The following is a 16051-nucleotide window of genomic DNA, read 5'->3' as shown; positions in this document are numbered from 1 at the left end:
AGTCCATGAATGTGCAGACTTGAGCAAACATGGCACCGGAATTGGTGCCTGACCTAGAGGGATGGCCGTGGGATCGAACTACGAAGCGATTTGCGAGGAGAACCGGGAGAGTTACGGCACTAAGGGCGCACAGAAGTCCGGCAAGCTGGCCGCTGGCCTGTACGACGACCGCACGCACTTCATCTTCGAACTGCTGCAGAACGCCGAGGACGCCCTCGGGCGGCGCGGCGAGTGGTACGGATCACGCAAGGTTGCGTTCAGCCTGAACCCGGCCTGCCTGACGCTTTCGCATTTCGGCAAGCCGTTCGACGAGGCCGATGTCCGAAGCGTCTGCGACATCGCCGAGAGCACCAAGAACGAGTCGTCCATCGGACGCTTCGGCCTCGGTTTCAAGTCTGTCTACACCGTCACCGATCTTCCGGAGATTCACTCTGGCGACGAGGATTTCGCCATCGAGAACTACGTCTTCCCGAAGCGGATGGCGCGTTCGGCGCGTGCCGCGGACGAGACGCAGATCATCCTGCCGCTGAAACCGGAGGACACGAGCGCAGCGCAGGACATCACGACGGGGTTCCGCCACCTGGGCCCTGGTGCGCTGCTGTTCTTGCGGAACATCGAAGAGATCAACTGGAGTGTCGAAGGTGGCGCGTCGGGGTTCTACCTGCGCAACAGGCCTGAGTCTCTCGGCCCCAACGTCCACCGCATCACCGTGATCGGCCAAGAAACTGGCAAGGCAGAGGTCGATCAAAACTGGTTGGTGTTCCACCGGGACGTGTTTTCTGCCGAGGGGCAGAAGATCGGGCGGGTAGAAGTCGCCTTCTCGCTGCTTGCGGTGAAGGACGTCCCAGACCGCTGGGCGGTGCAGCCGCTGGCCAAGTCGCCGCTGGTGGTGTTCTTCCCGACGGTGGTCGAGAGCCACCTTGGCTTTCTCGTGCAGGGGCCGTACCGCACCACGCCAAGCCGCGACAACATTCCACCCAGCGAGCCGTGGAATCAGCATCTGGTCAAGGAAACGTCCGGCCTGCTGGTGGAGGCGATGCGCTGGATGCGAGACAACGCGATGCTGGACGTCACGACGCTGCGCTGCCTGCCGCTTGACCGCGAGAAGTTCCCAAAGGATTCGCGGTTCGCGCCGATGTTCGATGCCGTCCGTCAGGCGTTTCAGGGCGAGGAGCTGCTTCCAACCTTCGACGACGGACATGTCACTGCCCAACAGGCCAAACTGGCGCGAACGCAAGAGTTGCGCGAACTGTTCAGCCCGGAACAGGTGGCGGCGCTATTCGGTTCGGAGGTCGCTGCTTGGCTTTCTGACGACATCACAGAGGTAAAGACGCCTGAGATTCGCTGGTATCTGATGCGCGAACTCGATGTCGACGAGATCAGGCCTGAGAGGGTGATGCCCAACCTGACCAAGTCGTTCCTTGAGGCGCAGGCCGACGAGTGGGTGTTGCGGCTGTACGAATTCCTGAGTGGCCAGGAGAAGACGCTGCGCCGTCACCTGGACACCGTTCCACTCATCCGCCTCGATGACGGCGCGCACGTCGTCGCCCGCGAAAATGGGAAAGCCAAGGCTTTCCTGCCCAGCACCATTGCCACCAGCTTCCCGACGATGCGCCGCGCGGTGTGTGCAACGCCCGAGGTGCGCTTGTTCCTGCTTTCGCTGGGCATCACCGAACCTGATCCTGTGGACGATGTCATCTGGAACCTCCTGCCGAAGTACCAGCAGCAAGAGGTGGATGTGGACGACGACACCTACGCGGCCGATATCGAGCGCATCCGTGCGGCTTTCAGTACCGACTCATCGGCGCAGAAGGAAAAGCTCCGGACAGCCCTGCGCGATACCACCTTTGTGATGGTGGTCGACACCGGCGATGGCAAAACCTACGTCGCAAAACCCGGGGAGATCTACATCGCCACTGACCGCCTGCAGCAGCTCTTTGCCGGTGTGCCCGACATCTTGATCGTCGACAACGAATACGACTGCCTGCGCGGTGAAGAGATCCGTGACCTGCTGGTGTCGTGCGGCGCAAGCCGCTACCTCATACCGCAAGCAACGCCGTCGGGACTGAGGCATTCCGAGAAGGCGCAGATCCGCAGAGAAGCAGGCCTTGAGCGTGCGAGCTGGGAAAGCCAGCCAGAGGACTTTACCCTTCGGGGGCTGACGCAACTGCTAGAGTTCTTGCCCACGCTGAAGCCCGAAGAGGCCGCAGCCAAAGTAAAGGTGCTGTGGGAGGCGTTGGCTGATCTGGAGGCGCGCGGCACTGCCGCCTTTTACGGTTCCTACAAGTGGGGCTACTCCCACGAGGCAAAGACCGCCCGGTTCGACGCCACCTTCATCCGGACGCTCAATCAGGTCGCGTGGGTGCCGAACGCCGACGGCGAGCTTGTGCCGCCGGGGCTCGTTGTGTTCGACACCCTCGGCTGGAAGCCCAACCCATTCCTGCTGACCAAGATCACCTTCAAGCCGCCGATCATCGATCAGCTCGCCAAAGAGGCAGGTATCGATCCGGCTGCACTCGATCTGCTGCGTAAGCTCGGTATCACCAACGTGGCTGACCTGACTTCCCGATTGGGCATCACCAATCCACCACCTGAGCCCGAGCCATCGCCAGCACCTGAACCGGAGATCGACGAGCCATCCGATGGCAACGTGTACGACGGCGCGAAGGATCTGTACGACGATGACATGCCGGATATTCCGCCCGGCACCCCTGATCCGGATGGTGGTGAGAGCGTGGGCACAGGTGCGGGATCTGGTGGCCAAGGGCGCACCGGCACGGGGACTTCACGCGGTGGTGGCCAGGGTAATGGAGGTGCGCACGGCAGTTCGGGCAAGAGAACACCCGGCAACGCAAGCGGGCGACCATTCATTTCCTACGTCGGAACGCACCCCGATGATGACAGCCCCGATCCCGATGGCCTCGATCAGGCTGCACGGATGCAGATCGAGGGGCGCGCTATCGACCTGATCATTGGTCTTGAGCCATCACTGCGCCGCACTCCGGAAGGCAACCCGGGTTTTGACCTCTTCGAGGCCGACAGTGGTGGCAAGCAGATTCGATGGGTCGAAGTGAAGTCGATGACGGGCACCTTGGCAAATCGCCCCGTGGGACTGTCACACACGCAATTCGACTACGCGCGCGAAAAGGGCGATGCGTACTGGCTGTACGTGGTGGAGCACGCGGCCGATCCAGCGCAAGCCCGCGTGCTCAGAATTCAGAATCCCGTCGGCCACGCCCGGACGTTCACGTTCGACCACGGTTGGAGCGAGATCGCTCAGACTACGCCGCCGACGGAGATCCTCCGCCTCCCCCACTCCGCTTGAACGCTCGATCGTTCATGATGAACGCTTCAAGCATGTGCGGGATCAACTTCTCTGCATCGACTGCTTCGCCATATGCCTGCGCGTGCAGCGCCGCGTAGCGGTCGAGGTCGGCTTTCAGGCTGGCCGGGCAGGCAAAGGTCAGCTTGACGCTCTCGGTCTTGGGTAGCGGCCCGAGCCGCAGTTTCTTCGTGCTCATTGCGAAGCCCCTCGGTTGAAGAACAGCGGCTGGTAGGGCCGCAGCACCAGATCCCGATTCACGATGACGCGAATCGGCAGGCCGGGCCTGATGGTCAGCGTCGGCCGGATGTCCATGTTGCGCCGGGTAATCTCCTGGCCGACTTGGTTGATGCTGTCCTGGGCGCTGTCGCGCCCGACGATGACGATGCGGTTGCCGTCCTGGCGGTTCTCGGGTGCGGCCAGCTCAGCACCGACGCCCAGCAGCGTCGTCAGCACCGCGCCAGCGACGACGCGATCCCAATGCCAGTCCACGTCGTCCTCCAGGCCGGAGTAGCCGGCCGGGTCGGTGCCGATGAGGTTGTCGAGCGTCAGCGAGGACGTGTCGGGCAGGATGACCCGGTTCCACACCACCTGCACGCGGCTCTGTCCGTGGCTGACCCGACTGTTGTAGCGCCCGAGGATGCGCGATCCCCGCGGGATCAGCAGAAACTTGCCCGTGGCCGAGTCATAGACCGGCTCCGTTAGCGTGGCGATCACGTCGCCCGGCAGGTCGGACTTGATGCCCGTCACCAGCGCGCCCGCGATCACCGTTCCGGCCATAACCTGATACGGAGACGCCGGCAGCGCCAGATGGCCGGAATCGCGGGTTTCCGTAGAGCCGCTTTGCAGGAACGCCTCGTTCTGGTCTTGCCGACTCAGCGCAGCGCCTGGGGCGGCAAGCTGGGCTGCCGCCGAGGCCGGCCCAGCCGCGAGCGGATCGAAGGCCGCGAGCGGATCGAAGGCCGCGAGCGTGTTGGCAGCACCAGACACGCCCGGCGCCGTCATGGCCATGACGGCGGCCTGCCCCTCGCCGCCCGAGCGGAAGAACACCGACGAAGCCGCCGCCGCTTCCGCCTCCTTGCGCAAGGCGTCGTTGGGATCATGGCCGGGCCAAGATCGCCCGCCAGTGGCGGCCCCAGCTCGGGCACCTTCTGCGGCAGCTTCGAGTAGTCGGACGGCAGGCCGTCCAGCCCTTGGGACTTCGAGACACGATCGACGTTGTGAAGCTCGGTCTGTTCGCCCGCGCCGCGCCGCTGCGGTTGCAGCGACCAGATCGTGGCCCCGAGCACGGCGACCGACAGGCCGCCGACGAGGGCGGCCAGCGTGCGCCAGTTCAACCGGGTCACGGCACGCGGCTGGGCGCGAAGCGCCACCGCCTCGGGCACGACCTTGCCTGCCTGCGGCGTGGCGAGGTCGGGGGTGTCGTCCTGGCTCATGGTCAGTTCCTCGGTGCCACGCCATCCGTGCGCTCGATCCGCACCACGTCGCCCTTGTCGCCGCCCAGGCGCAGCTCCGCCGCGCCAAAGAGGCGATCCACGATGTAGTACGACGAGCGGAAGCGATAGTTCACCAATTGGCCATCGCCTTCGGCCCCGATCACGAACAGCGGCGGCAGGTCGCCTTGCGCGATGCCTGCGGGAAACTGGATATAGACCTTCGCGCCATCGTCGAAGGCACGCAGCGGCTTCCACGGCGGATTGCTGCCGCTGATCGCGTAGCGGAAACGCAGGTTCTCCAGCGACAGGCCGCTATCGACCGGCGCGGCGGGGCTGGCCGCCTGCGCCTGGCGCTGCAAGGCCAGCATCCGGTCACGCGGGTACTCCCACGAAACTGACGCCATCCACGTCTTGTCCGTGGAAGTCAGCTCCAGCAAATACGTCTTGCGGCTGGTGGCGATGACCAGATTGGTTTTCACGCCCAAGCGGATGGGCTTGACCAGCACGTTGACGCGCAGGTCGGCACCGTTGCCGCTGGACGTGTCGCCCACGATCCAGCGCACGGTATCGTTGGCGGCCACCGTCACCCGTTCCTCGCCAGGCTGGAGCGACACCACGGCCGCATAGACCTGGTACAGCGCGCCATCCGTGAAGGGCCACACCTGAATCGCGTTGACGTAGCCCTCGCGGGTGGGCGCGACGCGGGTCTCGGCATTAGCCCGCGACACGCGCACCTTCTCGTCGGCCGGCTCGGGCGCGGGCTTAGCCACTGATAGATGCCGCGACGTATTTCTTTCTAAATCAACACGTTACGGATGTTTTTCGATAGCTGACGATAGTCCCCGAAGGACCTGATTTCACTCCCACTCGATCGTCGCCGGCGGCTTGCTCGACACGTCGTAAACAACACGATTGATACCGCGCACTTCATTGATGATGCGCGACGACACCCGAGCCAGCAACGGATGCGGCAGCGGCGCCCAATCGGCGGTCATGAAGTCAAACGTCTGCACCGCACGCAGCGCCACGACGTATTCGTAGGTACGCCCATCGCCCATCACGCCCACCGATTTCACCGGCAGGAACACGGCAAACGCTTGCGAGGTCAGCTCGTACCAGGTCAGGCCGCTGGCCTCGTCCTTGGTGTTGCGCAGTTCCTCGATGAAGATCGCGTCGGCGCGGCGCAGCAGTTCGGCGTACTCGTGCTTGACTTCGCCCAGGATGCGCACGCCCAGGCCGGGGCCGGGGAACGGGTGGCGGTAGACCATCTGCGGCGGCAGGCCCAGGGCCACGCCGAGTTCGCGGACTTCGTCCTTGAACAGTTCGCGCAGCGGCTCCAGCAGTTGCAGGTTCAGCGTGTCCGGCAGGCCGCCCACGTTGTGGTGCGACTTGATGGAGGTGGCCTTGCCGGTCTTGGCGCCAGCGGATTCGATGACGTCGGGGTAGATCGTGCCCTGGGCCAGCCACTTGGCGCTCTGCTGCTTGCCGGCTTGTTCCTGGAACACTTCGACGAATTCGCGGCCGATGATCTTGCGCTTGGCTTCGGGGTCGGCCACGCCGGCCAGCTTGCCCATGAACTGGGCGGTGGCGTCGACGTGGATGATCTTCACGCCCATGTTTTCGGCGAAGGTCTGCATGACCTGCTTGCCTTCGTCCAGGCGCAAGAGGCCGTGGTCGACGAATACGCAGGTGAGCTGGTCGCCGATGGCCTTGTGGATCAGCGCCGCGGCCACCGAGGAATCCACGCCGCCGGACAGGCCCAGGATGACTTCGTCCGTGCCGACCTGCTCGCGGATGCGGGCAACGGCTTCGGCCACGTAGTCGGGCATGTTCCAGTCGCCTTCGCAGCCGCAGATCTCGTTGACGAAGCGGGCCAGCATGGCCTTGCCCTGGACGGTGTGCGTGACTTCGGGGTGGAACTGGACGGCGTAGAACCTGCGGTCTTCGTCGGCCATGCCGGCGATGGGGCAGGACGGCGTGGAAGCCATCAGCTTGAAGCCCGGGGGCAGCTCGGTGACCTTGTCGCCGTGGCTCATCCAGACCTTCAGCATGCCGTGGCCTTCGGCGGTGGAAAAGTCTTCCAGGCCTTCCAGCAGCTTGGTGTGGCCGTGGGCGCGGACTTCGGCGTAGCCGAATTCGCGGTGGTCGGAGAAGCTGACCACGCCGCCCAATTGCTGCGCCATGGACTGCATGCCGTAGCAGATGCCCAGGACGGGCACGCCCAGTTCGAACACCGCATGCGGCACGCGCATGGAGCCTTCTTCGTAGGCGGAAGCGTGGCTGCCGGACAGGATGATGCCCTTCAGGCCTTGCGCCATCTGGTCGCGCACGAAGGCGTCGTCGACGTCGCCGGGGTGCACTTCGGAGTAGACGCCGGCTTCGCGGACGCGGCGGGCGATCAGCTGGGTGACTTGCGAACCGTAGTCGAGAATGAGGATGCGCTGGTGCATGGAGACTCTACCGGTAAAGAATAAAACCGCAGTAAATAAAACCGCACCGGCAGAACCGCTGATTCAGGTTGCGGTTCTGCCGGTGCGCGATGCATGACATTGTAGTTGACTGTACGGATCAGTCGGCGCGGTAGTTGGGCGCTTCCTTGGTGATCTGTACGTCGTGCACGTGGGACTCGCGCACGCCCGCGGAGGTGATCTCCACGAATTCGGTCTTGGTGCGCATGTCGTCGATGGTGGCGCAGCCGCAGTAGCCCATCGAGGCGCGGATGCCGCCGACCAGTTGGTAAATGATGGCCAGCACGCTGCCCTTGTAGGGGACGCGGCCTTCGATGCCTTCGGGAACCAGCTTGTCGGCGTTGTTGGACGGATCCTGGAAGTAACGGTCGGCGGAGCCGTCCGTCATGGCGCCCAGGCTGCCCATGCCGCGGTAGGACTTGTACGAACGGCCCTGGAACAGCACGACTTCGCCCGGCGCCTCTTCGGTACCGGCGAACATGCCGCCCATCATGCAGGCGAAAGCGCCAGCCGCCAGGGCCTTGGCGACGTCGCCCGAGTAACGGATGCCGCCGTCGGCGATCAGGGGCACGCCCGTGCCTTCCAGCGCCTTGGCGACTTCGGAGATCGCATGGATCTGCGGCACGCCCACGCCCGCGACGATGCGGGTGGTGCAGATGGAGCCGGGGCCGATGCCGACCTTGACGCCGTCGGCGCCGTACTCGACCAGCGCGCGCGCGGCGGCCGCGGTGGCAATGTTGCCGCCGATGACTTCAACCTTGGGGTAGTTCTGCTTGACCCAGCGCACGCCTTCCAGCACGCCCTTGGAATGGCCGTGGGCGGTGTCGACGATGAGGACGTCGACGCCGGCCGCAACCAGCTTTTCCACGCGTTCTTCAGTGCCGGCGCCCACGCCGACCGCCGCGCCCACGCGCAACTGGCCCTGGGCATCCTTGCTGGCCATCGGGTGTTCGGTGTTCTTGACGATGTCCTTGACGGTGGCCAGGCCACGCAGTTCAAAGCCGTCGTTGACGATCAGCACGCGCTCCAGGCGGTGCTTGTGCATCAGGGACTGCGCCTCTTCCAGCGTGGCGCCTTCCTTCATGGTGACCAGGCGTTCCTGCGGCGTCATGATGTTGCGCAGGGGCTGGTCCAGGTTCTCTTCGAAACGCAGGTCGCGGTTGGTGACGATGCCGACCAGCTTGCGCCCTTCGACCACCGGCAGGCCCGAGATGCCATGCTGGCGCTGCAACGCGATGGCGTCGCGCACCTTCATCTGGGGGGTGACGGTGACCGGATCGATCACGATGCCGAATTCGTGGCGCTTGACGCGGGCGACTTCACGCGCCTGGGCGTCAGCGGACAGATTCTTGTGGATGATCCCGATGCCGCCCTCTTGCGCCATGGCGATGGCCAGGCGCGATTCGGTCACGGTGTCCATGGCGGCGGACACGAGCGGGATATTCAGGGTGATGTTGCGAGTAAGGCGCGTAGCCAGGGAAGTGTCGCGAGGCAGGACCTCGGAATACGCAGGCACCAGCAACACATCGTCGAAGGTGAGCGCTTTTTGTACGAGACGCATGGGTAACTCCGGGCGCAAAGCAAGATTATACGCCGCTTGGGTGTTTTGCCTAGGTGTTGACCCTAGGTTCTCGGGGATATTTCTGTACCTCAGGGTGGTGCTTTTTCCGCATCGCTATTTTTACCCGGGTGTATTGACATCTATTTTTACCCGGATCATAATTTATTCACGACTTTCACCCGGATAAAATATGAGCAACTCAATCACCCCCCTCCCCGCCGATCCGCACACCGCCTTCGCCGGTCATCGCATTCTTGCCGCCGGCGCCCTCTCCGACGTGGCGCTCGCGGTCAGGCTGGCGATGGACGAAGGCCGCGACGCCACCATCCTCGTGTTCGACGACCTATCCGGCAAACAGGTCGATCTGGACCTCAGCGGAAGCCATGCCACCATCGCGGAGCGCCACCGCGTCCGCATTGACCCGGCCGCCCCAGCGCCCGAAGCGCCCGCCGGTGCGGCCGATGACGCGCAACCGCGCGGCCGAGGCCGCCCCAAGCTCGGCGTGGTGGCGCGCGAAGTGACTCTGCTGCCGCGCCATTGGGACTGGCTGGGCGCGCAGCCCGGCGGCGCTTCGGTCGTTTTGCGCAAGCTGGTGGAACAGGCGCGCCGCGACAACGAGGCGCAGGACCGCCTGCGCGAGCGCCAGGAGGCGGCGTACCGGTTCATGTCCAGCATGGCCGGCAACCTGCCCGGTTTCGAGGAAGCCACGCGGGCGCTGTATGCCAGCGACCGCGAGCGTTTTACGCAGCAGATCGCCGCATGGCCCGAGGATGTGCGCGGCTACGCCATGGGTCTGGCATGGGGCGCGCCCGCTGAAGCCGCCGCGGACTGAGCCGTGTCGGGGTGCGGCCTGCGCAGGCCGCCCCCCAAAGCGGCCACGGAATTCCTCGCCGCACTTTCTCCAATGCTGCCGCTGGCTTGCCTCACCGCAGCATCGGCCACAACGTCAGCGCCAGCAGCGATCCCATGCCGATGTTGAACCACTTCAGACGTCCCGGCTGCGCCAGGAATCCGCGCAGCGCCACGCCGAAGCCCGCCCACAGCGAAACGCTGGGCACGTTCACCACCGCGAACACCAGGCACATCCACGCCAGCGACGCCCAGGGCGCCGCGGCATCCACATAAACCGCAACCGCGGCCAGCGCGACGATCCAGGCCTTGGGATTGATCCATTGGAACAAGGCCGACTCCATGAACGTGAGTGGCCTGGCAGACGCCTGCCCCGCACCGATGGAACGCGATAGGGCTATGCGCCATGCCAGGTACAGCAGATAGGCCGCGCCCCCTACCTTCAGGCCTGCCGACAGGGCCGGCCAGGCGTGGAACAGCGCGCCCAGGCCCAGACCTACCCCAAGCAGCAGCGTAGTGAAGCCAACGGTGATGCCTAGCACCTGGGGCAACGTCCGGCCGAAGCCGAAGTTGGCGCCCGAGGTCATCAACATGACGTTGCTGGGTCCCGGCGAAACCGAGGTCACGAAGGCGAATACCGCCAGGGCAAACAGATTTTCAAAAGACAAGATACGGCTCCGGCAAGGCGCGGCGCACGTTTGCGCTCGCGATCAGACAGCCGCATTGTGAGTCCGGGCCAGCCTGATTAATATTGGCGTTTTTGACATCTTTGATAGCGTTCTTGCCATGAAAATCCAGATCCTGGCCCTGGAGGGCGTGTTCGATACCGGCCTGTCGGCCATCCTGGACGTGTTCACCACGGCCAACGAGCTGGCGCCGCTGCTGCCCGAACCGGTCCAACCGTTCGACGCGCGCATCGTCGGCATGCGCCGCAAGGTGCGCAGCGCACAGGGATTCGGCGTGCCCGTCTCGGGCAGCCCGGACCCGTCGGACCCGGACTGGCTCGTGATCCCGGCCATCGCCTGCAAGATGCCCGAAACCCTGCTGCCCGCGCTGGACCGCCCCGACGTGCGCGACGCCGGCCGCATGCTGCGACAGCGCGCGCCCGGCGCGAACACCGCCGCAGCCTGCATCGGCACCTTCGTGCTGGCGGAATCGGGCCTGCTGGACGGCCACAAGGCAACTACCACCTGGTGGCTGGCGCCGCTGTTCAGGCAGCGCTATCCGGCGGTGGACCTGGAGGACCAACGCATGCTGGTGCGCTCGTCGTCGCTGCTGACCGCGGGCGCGGCGCTCAGCCACATGGACATGGCGCTGTGGCTGGTGCGACAGGCCAGTCCGGAACTGGCCGCGTTGGTGGCGCGCTATCTGATCGTGGACCAGCGGCCCTCGCAGTCGGCCTATGTCATCACCGATCACCTGACGCATGCCGAGCCGCTGGTGCAGGCCTTCGAGCGCTGGGCCCGGGCGCATCTTGCGCAGGGATTCTCGCTGGACGCCGCGGCGCAGGCGCTGGGCGCCAGCAAGCGCACGCTGGCGCGCCGCATGCAGGAGGTTCTGGGCAAGAGCCCGCTGTCGTTTTTCCAGGATCTGCGCGTGGAGCGCGCGGCCCATTTGCTGAAGACCAGCAACCAGTCGCTGGAGCAGATCGCGGCGCAAGTCGGCTATGCCGATGGCGTCACGCTGCGCAACCTGCTGCGCCGGCGCCTGGGGCACGGCGTGCGCCAGATGCGCTGATTTCCGCGCCTACGACGCGGGCGGTGGGCGCTTGCCGCGATATGCGTTTTAATCGGAAGCAAGAGGCAGGCGCGCCTTTCGCGCCCGCGCATTTCCACACGGTGCATCATGGCCATCGCAAAGAACTTCCTGCTCTACGACGGAGACTGCCCTTTCTGCTCGAACTACGTGCGGATGCTGCAACTGCAGAAGGCCGTCGGCCCCATCGATCTGCTGAACATGCGCGACCACCCTGACCTGGCGGTGGCCTACAAGGCGCAAGGCTACGATCTGAACCAGGGCATGCTGCTGCACCTGGACGGCCAGGACTACTGGGGCGCCGACTGCATCAACCGGCTGGCGCTGCTCAGCACGGGCAACGACCTGTTCAACAGCGTCAACGCGGCCGTGTTCCGCAATCCCTGCCTGTCGACGGCGCTCTATCCCTTCATGCGCACCGGCCGCAGCCTGGCGCTGACGCTAATGGGCAAGAAGAAGATGCAGATGTAGCCGCGCCGGCCGCTGAGCCGATGCGGGAACGGGATCTGATTAAAGACGGCGCGCCGCGCTACGCGGCGCCGACGGCTCTCGCCAAAGGCGCTGCGGCCGTTTCCGTGTGCACGCCCGCGTCGGAGCGGCGCCACCCCGAAGCCGGATCGCGCTTGTCGTGGAGATAATCCCAATCCGTGCCGCACACCGCACAGGTGTACGCCTCGTGCTGCACGCCGCGTTGCTGCTGCCCCGTCGACCGCACCACGCCCAGGCTGATCAGGTTGTCATGACCGGGCGCATCGCGCCGGTCCGTGACGATAGCCTCGCATTTTTCACACGCCCCCATGCCTCTTCCCCTTTCAGTATCCTTTCATCGGATATTACGAAGGGAAAAACGCTTAAAGCTCAGCAATTCTCACCATTGCGGGGCCGGCCGGCGCTGGAGTTCAGCCGCCCCCTGCGCTGGCGTCAAACCAATGTCACCTTGCCCGTGGCCAGGCTGTACACGCCGCCGACCACTCCCAACTTTTTCTGCTGCACCATCTCCTGCAAGAGAGGCTGCGCCGTTTTCAGGCGTTCGACCGTCAGTCGCACATTGGCCTGGACCGCCGCGGCCACCAGGTCTTTCGCGCCCGACTTGTCCGCAAGCTCGACGGCGGGCTTGAGCGCATTCACCAGCGCGGGTAGATGGCCCGGCAGTTCGGTCTTGTCCCTCCATGCCTTCACCGTCGCGTCCACCGCGCCGCAGTTGTCGTGGCCCAGCACCAGAATCAGCGGTGCGCGCAGGACCAGGGCGCCGTACTCCAGGCTGGCCAGGCCGTCTTCGTTCACGAAGTTGCCGGCCACGCGCACGATGAAGAGGTCGCCCGGTCCTTGGTCGAAAGCCAGTTCCGGCGCCACCCGCGAGTCCGAACAGCCCAGGATGGCGGCGATGGGCTTTTGCTTCACGGCGCGGGCGGCGCGTCCCGCGGAATAGTCCCGCATGTTCGGCTTGTTGGCGGCGTAGCGGGCATTGCCCGCCATCAGGCGCTTCAAGGCCTCGTCGGGGCCGATATCGTTTGACGGCACGGCGGCTTGGGCATCGCCCAGCCAGCCTGAAGCGCCGGCTGCGGCGATCGCTGCGGCGCCGAACAGCAGGCGGCGGCGGTTGAATTGCGGGGAATTGGCGAAAGAAGAACAGTCGCACATGAAGCTCTCCTGAAAGAAGAACATCCGGGAAACCAGCGCAAGACCATTGTGCTGCCGCGGCCTCTTCAAATGCTCAAACATCGCGCCGCCAGGATCAAAAAAAGCGCCGTAACCGCAGCTTGAGAAACACGGATGAGGGGCGTAATGTGGAAAAGCGGCATATGCCGCGTCACCTGCTTAATAGGTACGCACCATGACGCCCAACACTCCCCACCCCAATCCCTCCCACGCCGCGCCAGACGCGCAGGCCGACAAGGAACGCGCCCGCGCGGATCACCAGCATGATGAAGCCCGGCGCAAGGCCCTGGTCGGCTCGCAGCACAAGGAAAACGTCCGCAGCGTCGCCGCGCCGCGCTACCACGGGCACCGCGGCGGATGAGGCTCGCGTCGGCTAGATTCCGTAACGTCTTGGAAAAACATCGAACTGAAATAAGCGCCTGAAAGTTGGACCATCTTGCGTTGGACTTTGGACGGGACCGAAAGGATGAGTCCCGGTCCTGATGCCCTGCCCTGAATGGTTTTCAACGACAAAGGATGCTTATCGTGATTCCGATCAGAAAGACAGCCGCCGCCTGTGCCCTGGGTTTGGGCATGATGGTGGCGGCAGCCGGCCAGACCGTTTTTGCCCAAGCCCAGGCCGATGCTCCCGCGCCGCTGGCCACCGGCCTGACCGACTCCGGCAGCGCCGAGGGCCAGGTCATCGAAGCGGTGCGCAGCGGCGACATCCTGTCCATCAAGGTACGGTTCAAGCCCGTCGTCATGGGCAAGACGGAGATGCTCTATCCGCAGATCAGCAAGAGCGACTATGAAAACAGCTTCTACGTGGTCGCCGGCAACAAGAAGCATCTGCTGCTGAGAGACAGCAACGACAAGCCGCTGACCAATCCCAAACTGATGATCCGGACCGAGAAGGACGCCCCGATCGCCGGCTCCTGGCAGGGGAAGTTCCCCGCCCCGCCCAAAGAGATCAAAGAGGTCTCGTTGACGATACCTGGCGTCGAGACCTTCGACGCCATCAAGATCACCGACCGCTAGCCATGGCCGGCTACCCGGGCACGTCCACTCTGCTGGCCGCGGCGTTGCTCGCCGCCGCCAGCGGCTCCATGGCGCAGGAGCCACCCTACAAGGCCGAGATCCTGGATCTGCAGGCCACCATCCTGGACCTAAAGGGGCTGCCTTCCGATGCCAGCGGCGGCATATCGGACCTGAACGCGCAGATAGACGGACTGGCCGCGCGCCACGACGGCCTGTCGGTGCGGCAGGACAAGAACGCCGTGACCGTCGCCATGCTGGGCGACGTGCTGTTCGATTTCGACAAGACCGCCATACGCCCGGCCGCCGAACCTACGCTGCGGGACATCGCCAGCCTGATCCAATCGAGTTCGGCCGGCACCGTCGGCATCGAAGGCCACACCGACTCCAAAGGCTCGGCCTCCTACAACAAGGATCTGTCATTGCGCCGCGCGCAGGCGGTGGCGCAATGGCTGGCGAATCATGGCGTGGACAAGTCGCGGCTGACCGTCAAGGGATACGGCGATACCCAGCCGATCCAATCGAACAAGCTGGCCAATGGCGCGGACAATCCGCAAGGACGGGCGCAGAACCGGAGGGTGGAGTTCGTGCTGCCCAAGCACTGAGCGCAAGGCGCGAGGATGCCGCATAGGTGGCCGCATCATTGCGCCGCAGACCTCGCACGGCCTGCGGTACTATGCGCGCGTCATTGTCCCCATGTCGCCGACGCGTGCCGGCGTTGCAGGAAGTACTCCCATGCGCCTCATCCACCGAGCCGTCCTTGCTTGCGCCCTGCTGGCTGCTCCATTTGCCGCCGTGGCCGGCGAGCTGAACAAGGCCAACTGCACCTACAAAGGTGTCCCGCTATATGGCAAGGTGAAGATCGTCACCGCGTTCCCCGACATCAAGGTCAAGGTGGTCAGCGCGTTTGCCGACCTGTCGGTGAAGAAGGTCGACGCTTTCGCCGACAGTTGCGGCGAATGGAAAATCGTCGATAGCTTCCCGGACTTCAAGATCCAGTTGGTGGACGCCTTTCCCGACGTGACGATCACCTGGGTGAATGCGTTTCCGGGCGTCCGGTGAACATGATTGCGCGTATCGGCTAGGGCAGCCGGCTTACTCCTCTTCGCCGTAGCCAAAAGGCCAACGGCGCTTGTTCGGCTCGGGCGCGGGTTGCTGACTGTGCATGACGGGCTCCTGAGGTTCGATGGACGAATACTACCGGCATCCGCCAAATCGAACTGCAAAGGTTCGCAAAGATCGCGGCAATCATGCCGCAAGAGCCCCATCCACGTTTCTAACACAAGGCAGGCGCGGCCCGCATCGGGGCTAGAACGTATGCCATTTCCCGGACCGGCGCGTAGGATTGAAGCCGTACGGGAGAGCGCCATGCCAGATTCCAGCTGGATTTGCGGCAGCGAGCCGCCGGGTCGCCAGGGATTCTTCGAGACGGAATTCAATACTGGCCAGACCGAAGTCACGATGTACTCCGTATTGGGCTGGATGCCGCCTGCGCATCGCGGCTACGTGGTCCGGTGGCGCTCGCTGGAACCCGCGGTGGAACAAGCGGAAATCGAACGCTATCTGTACTACCGGCGCGAGGGGCGCGGGCATTCTTGAATTTCTGGTCGTTGGCAGCCGCAAGGGCCTGGTGCTAGCCTTGAAATGGCCTGCCGCCGTCATTGGAGACCTCTCATGCCCGAGTTCATTGAAGCGAACCTTGACACTCTGTTCACGCTTGCCCAGAGCCGTACCGAAAGCTATCTGCGGGCAGCCGAAACCCAGATCGATGCGGTTTTCGGTGGGGGCTACGCCCGAGAGCATCCAGAATTGATCGCGGCGTTCATGAAGACCGCGTCCGATGAATTCACGCGCACGGCCACGGCCAAAGTCCTGCAGAACCTGGGGTACTCCCTGGACTCGGTTGCAGACGCACTGCGCACCCGGGCCTGATCAGGATCTCCGCGCCCGCGGGCTCTCCGCGCGCACCCGCATACCGCCAGCCCGA

The 16051-nt window shown here is 64.5% G+C and carries 16 protein-coding genes and 2 pseudogenes; 10 read left to right on the top strand and 8 right to left on the bottom strand.

Annotated features, from left to right (window positions below):
- The first annotated feature begins 61 nt into the window (after positions 1 to 61).
- On the top strand, positions 62 to 3325 hold the full coding sequence (locus NGK62_RS18325) for a sacsin N-terminal ATP-binding-like domain-containing protein (RefSeq protein ID WP_502802974.1): 3264 nt from the start codon (positions 62 to 64) through the stop codon (positions 3323 to 3325).
- Here the strand turns inward: NGK62_RS18325 and NGK62_RS18320 are convergent.
- From NGK62_RS18320 to guaB, 5 genes and pseudogenes are all read right to left on the bottom strand, one after another.
- Positions 3282 to 3521 (bottom strand): DUF2274 domain-containing protein, encoded by a 240-nt coding sequence (locus NGK62_RS18320; protein ID WP_251879711.1) that lies wholly within the window; start codon positions 3519 to 3521, stop codon positions 3282 to 3284. The genes NGK62_RS18325 and NGK62_RS18320 overlap by 44 nt on opposite strands.
- A pseudogene (locus NGK62_RS18315) lies at positions 3518 to 4758 on the bottom strand (TraB/TrbI/VirB10 family type IV secretion system protein). Before NGK62_RS18315 ends, NGK62_RS18320 begins: the two are co-directional and overlap by 4 nt.
- 2 nt (positions 4759 to 4760) lie before the next feature.
- A pseudogene (gene trbG, locus NGK62_RS18310) lies at positions 4761 to 5525 on the bottom strand (P-type conjugative transfer protein TrbG); the annotation flags it as partial.
- Positions 5526 to 5615: 90 nt separating this feature from the next.
- A complete protein-coding gene (guaA, locus tag NGK62_RS18305) occupies positions 5616 to 7208 on the bottom strand; it encodes a glutamine-hydrolyzing GMP synthase (protein WP_251879710.1) in 1593 nt (530 codons plus the stop codon).
- 118 nt (positions 7209 to 7326) lie between these two features.
- On the bottom strand, positions 7327 to 8787 hold the full coding sequence (guaB, locus tag NGK62_RS18300) for an IMP dehydrogenase (protein ID WP_059373216.1): 1461 nt from the start codon (positions 8785 to 8787) through the stop codon (positions 7327 to 7329).
- A gap of 190 nt (positions 8788 to 8977) precedes the next feature.
- Between guaB and NGK62_RS18295 the strand changes: the two genes are divergently transcribed.
- Entirely contained in the window at positions 8978 to 9619 is a 642-nt protein-coding gene (locus NGK62_RS18295; protein ID WP_251879709.1) for a DUF2239 family protein, read from the top strand.
- A 91-nt stretch (positions 9620 to 9710) separates the two neighbouring features.
- Here the strand turns inward: NGK62_RS18295 and NGK62_RS18290 are convergent, their stop codons facing one another.
- Entirely contained in the window at positions 9711 to 10304 is a 594-nt protein-coding gene (locus NGK62_RS18290) for a LysE family translocator (protein WP_059373220.1), read from the bottom strand.
- A gap of 118 nt (positions 10305 to 10422) precedes the next feature.
- On the opposite strand from NGK62_RS18290, the gene NGK62_RS18285 reads away from it, so the two are divergent.
- Positions 10423 to 11373: a GlxA family transcriptional regulator gene (locus NGK62_RS18285; RefSeq protein WP_251879708.1), complete on the top strand. Its 951-nt coding sequence runs from the start codon at positions 10423 to 10425 to the stop codon at positions 11371 to 11373.
- A gap of 108 nt (positions 11374 to 11481) precedes the next feature.
- Entirely contained in the window at positions 11482 to 11862 is a 381-nt protein-coding gene (locus NGK62_RS18280) for a DCC1-like thiol-disulfide oxidoreductase family protein (RefSeq protein ID WP_059373224.1), read from the top strand.
- A 58-nt stretch (positions 11863 to 11920) separates the two neighbouring features.
- Here NGK62_RS18280 and NGK62_RS18275 read toward each other — a convergent pair whose 3' ends face one another.
- Complete coding sequence (locus NGK62_RS18275; protein WP_059373226.1) at positions 11921 to 12190, bottom strand: hypothetical protein; 270 nt, start codon at positions 12188 to 12190, stop codon at positions 11921 to 11923.
- Positions 12191 to 12312: 122 nt separating this feature from the next.
- Positions 12313 to 13032, bottom strand: a complete 720-nt coding sequence (locus NGK62_RS18270) for a carbonic anhydrase (protein WP_251879707.1) — start codon at positions 13030 to 13032, stop codon at positions 12313 to 12315.
- Positions 13033 to 13225: 193 nt separating this feature from the next.
- On the opposite strand from NGK62_RS18270, the gene NGK62_RS18265 reads away from it, so the two are divergent.
- From NGK62_RS18265 to NGK62_RS18240, 6 genes are all read left to right on the top strand, one after another.
- On the top strand, positions 13226 to 13411 hold the full coding sequence (locus NGK62_RS18265) for a hypothetical protein (protein WP_251879706.1): 186 nt from the start codon (positions 13226 to 13228) through the stop codon (positions 13409 to 13411).
- Between the two features lie 164 nt (positions 13412 to 13575).
- Complete coding sequence (locus NGK62_RS18260) at positions 13576 to 14067, top strand: hypothetical protein (RefSeq protein ID WP_251879705.1); 492 nt, start codon at positions 13576 to 13578, stop codon at positions 14065 to 14067.
- 2 nt (positions 14068 to 14069) lie between these two features.
- Positions 14070 to 14669 carry an OmpA family protein gene (locus tag NGK62_RS18255; RefSeq protein ID WP_059373233.1) on the top strand — a complete coding sequence of 200 codons (600 nt, stop codon included), beginning with the start codon at positions 14070 to 14072 and terminating at the stop codon, positions 14667 to 14669.
- Between the two features lie 130 nt (positions 14670 to 14799).
- Positions 14800 to 15126 carry a 7(1) septoil knot domain-containing protein gene (locus NGK62_RS18250; RefSeq protein ID WP_251879704.1) on the top strand — a complete coding sequence of 109 codons (327 nt, stop codon included), beginning with the start codon at positions 14800 to 14802 and terminating at the stop codon, positions 15124 to 15126.
- Between the two features lie 306 nt (positions 15127 to 15432).
- Positions 15433 to 15663, top strand: a complete 231-nt coding sequence (locus NGK62_RS18245) for a hypothetical protein (protein ID WP_054456318.1) — start codon at positions 15433 to 15435, stop codon at positions 15661 to 15663.
- A gap of 75 nt (positions 15664 to 15738) precedes the next feature.
- Entirely contained in the window at positions 15739 to 15996 is a 258-nt protein-coding gene (locus tag NGK62_RS18240) for a hypothetical protein (protein WP_059373237.1), read from the top strand.
- The last annotated feature ends 55 nt before the right edge of the window (positions 15997 to 16051 follow it).

It is taken from the genome of Achromobacter sp. Marseille-Q4954 (genome assembly GCF_943737025.1).
Classification (GTDB): domain Bacteria; phylum Pseudomonadota; class Gammaproteobacteria; order Burkholderiales; family Burkholderiaceae_B; genus Achromobacter; species Achromobacter bronchisepticus_A.
This window is presented reverse-complemented; position numbering and strand designations above follow the sequence as displayed.

What these genes read in the sequence shown, in the direction of transcription:
- NGK62_RS18325 (WP_502802974.1), top strand. Translation starts at nt 62, where the DNA reads ATGGCCGTGGGATCGAACTACGAAGCGATTTGCGAGGAGAACCGGGAG.
- NGK62_RS18320 (WP_251879711.1), bottom strand. Translation starts at nt 3,521, where the DNA reads ATGAGCACGAAGAAACTGCGGCTCGGGCCGCTACCCAAGACCGAGAGC.
- guaA (WP_251879710.1), bottom strand. Translation starts at nt 7,208, where the DNA reads ATGCACCAGCGCATCCTCATTCTCGACTACGGTTCGCAAGTCACCCAG.
- guaB (WP_059373216.1), bottom strand. Translation starts at nt 8,787, where the DNA reads ATGCGTCTCGTACAAAAAGCGCTCACCTTCGACGATGTGTTGCTGGTG.
- NGK62_RS18295 (WP_251879709.1), top strand. Translation starts at nt 8,978, where the DNA reads ATGAGCAACTCAATCACCCCCCTCCCCGCCGATCCGCACACCGCCTTC.
- NGK62_RS18285 (WP_251879708.1), top strand. Translation starts at nt 10,423, where the DNA reads ATGAAAATCCAGATCCTGGCCCTGGAGGGCGTGTTCGATACCGGCCTG.
- NGK62_RS18280 (WP_059373224.1), top strand. Translation starts at nt 11,482, where the DNA reads ATGGCCATCGCAAAGAACTTCCTGCTCTACGACGGAGACTGCCCTTTC.
- NGK62_RS18275 (WP_059373226.1), bottom strand. Translation starts at nt 12,190, where the DNA reads ATGGGGGCGTGTGAAAAATGCGAGGCTATCGTCACGGACCGGCGCGAT.
- NGK62_RS18270 (WP_251879707.1), bottom strand. Translation starts at nt 13,032, where the DNA reads ATGTGCGACTGTTCTTCTTTCGCCAATTCCCCGCAATTCAACCGCCGC.
- NGK62_RS18265 (WP_251879706.1), top strand. Translation starts at nt 13,226, where the DNA reads ATGACGCCCAACACTCCCCACCCCAATCCCTCCCACGCCGCGCCAGAC.
- NGK62_RS18255 (WP_059373233.1), top strand. Translation starts at nt 14,070, where the DNA reads ATGGCCGGCTACCCGGGCACGTCCACTCTGCTGGCCGCGGCGTTGCTC.
- NGK62_RS18250 (WP_251879704.1), top strand. Translation starts at nt 14,800, where the DNA reads ATGCGCCTCATCCACCGAGCCGTCCTTGCTTGCGCCCTGCTGGCTGCT.
- NGK62_RS18245 (WP_054456318.1), top strand. Translation starts at nt 15,433, where the DNA reads ATGCCAGATTCCAGCTGGATTTGCGGCAGCGAGCCGCCGGGTCGCCAG.
- NGK62_RS18240 (WP_059373237.1), top strand. Translation starts at nt 15,739, where the DNA reads ATGCCCGAGTTCATTGAAGCGAACCTTGACACTCTGTTCACGCTTGCC.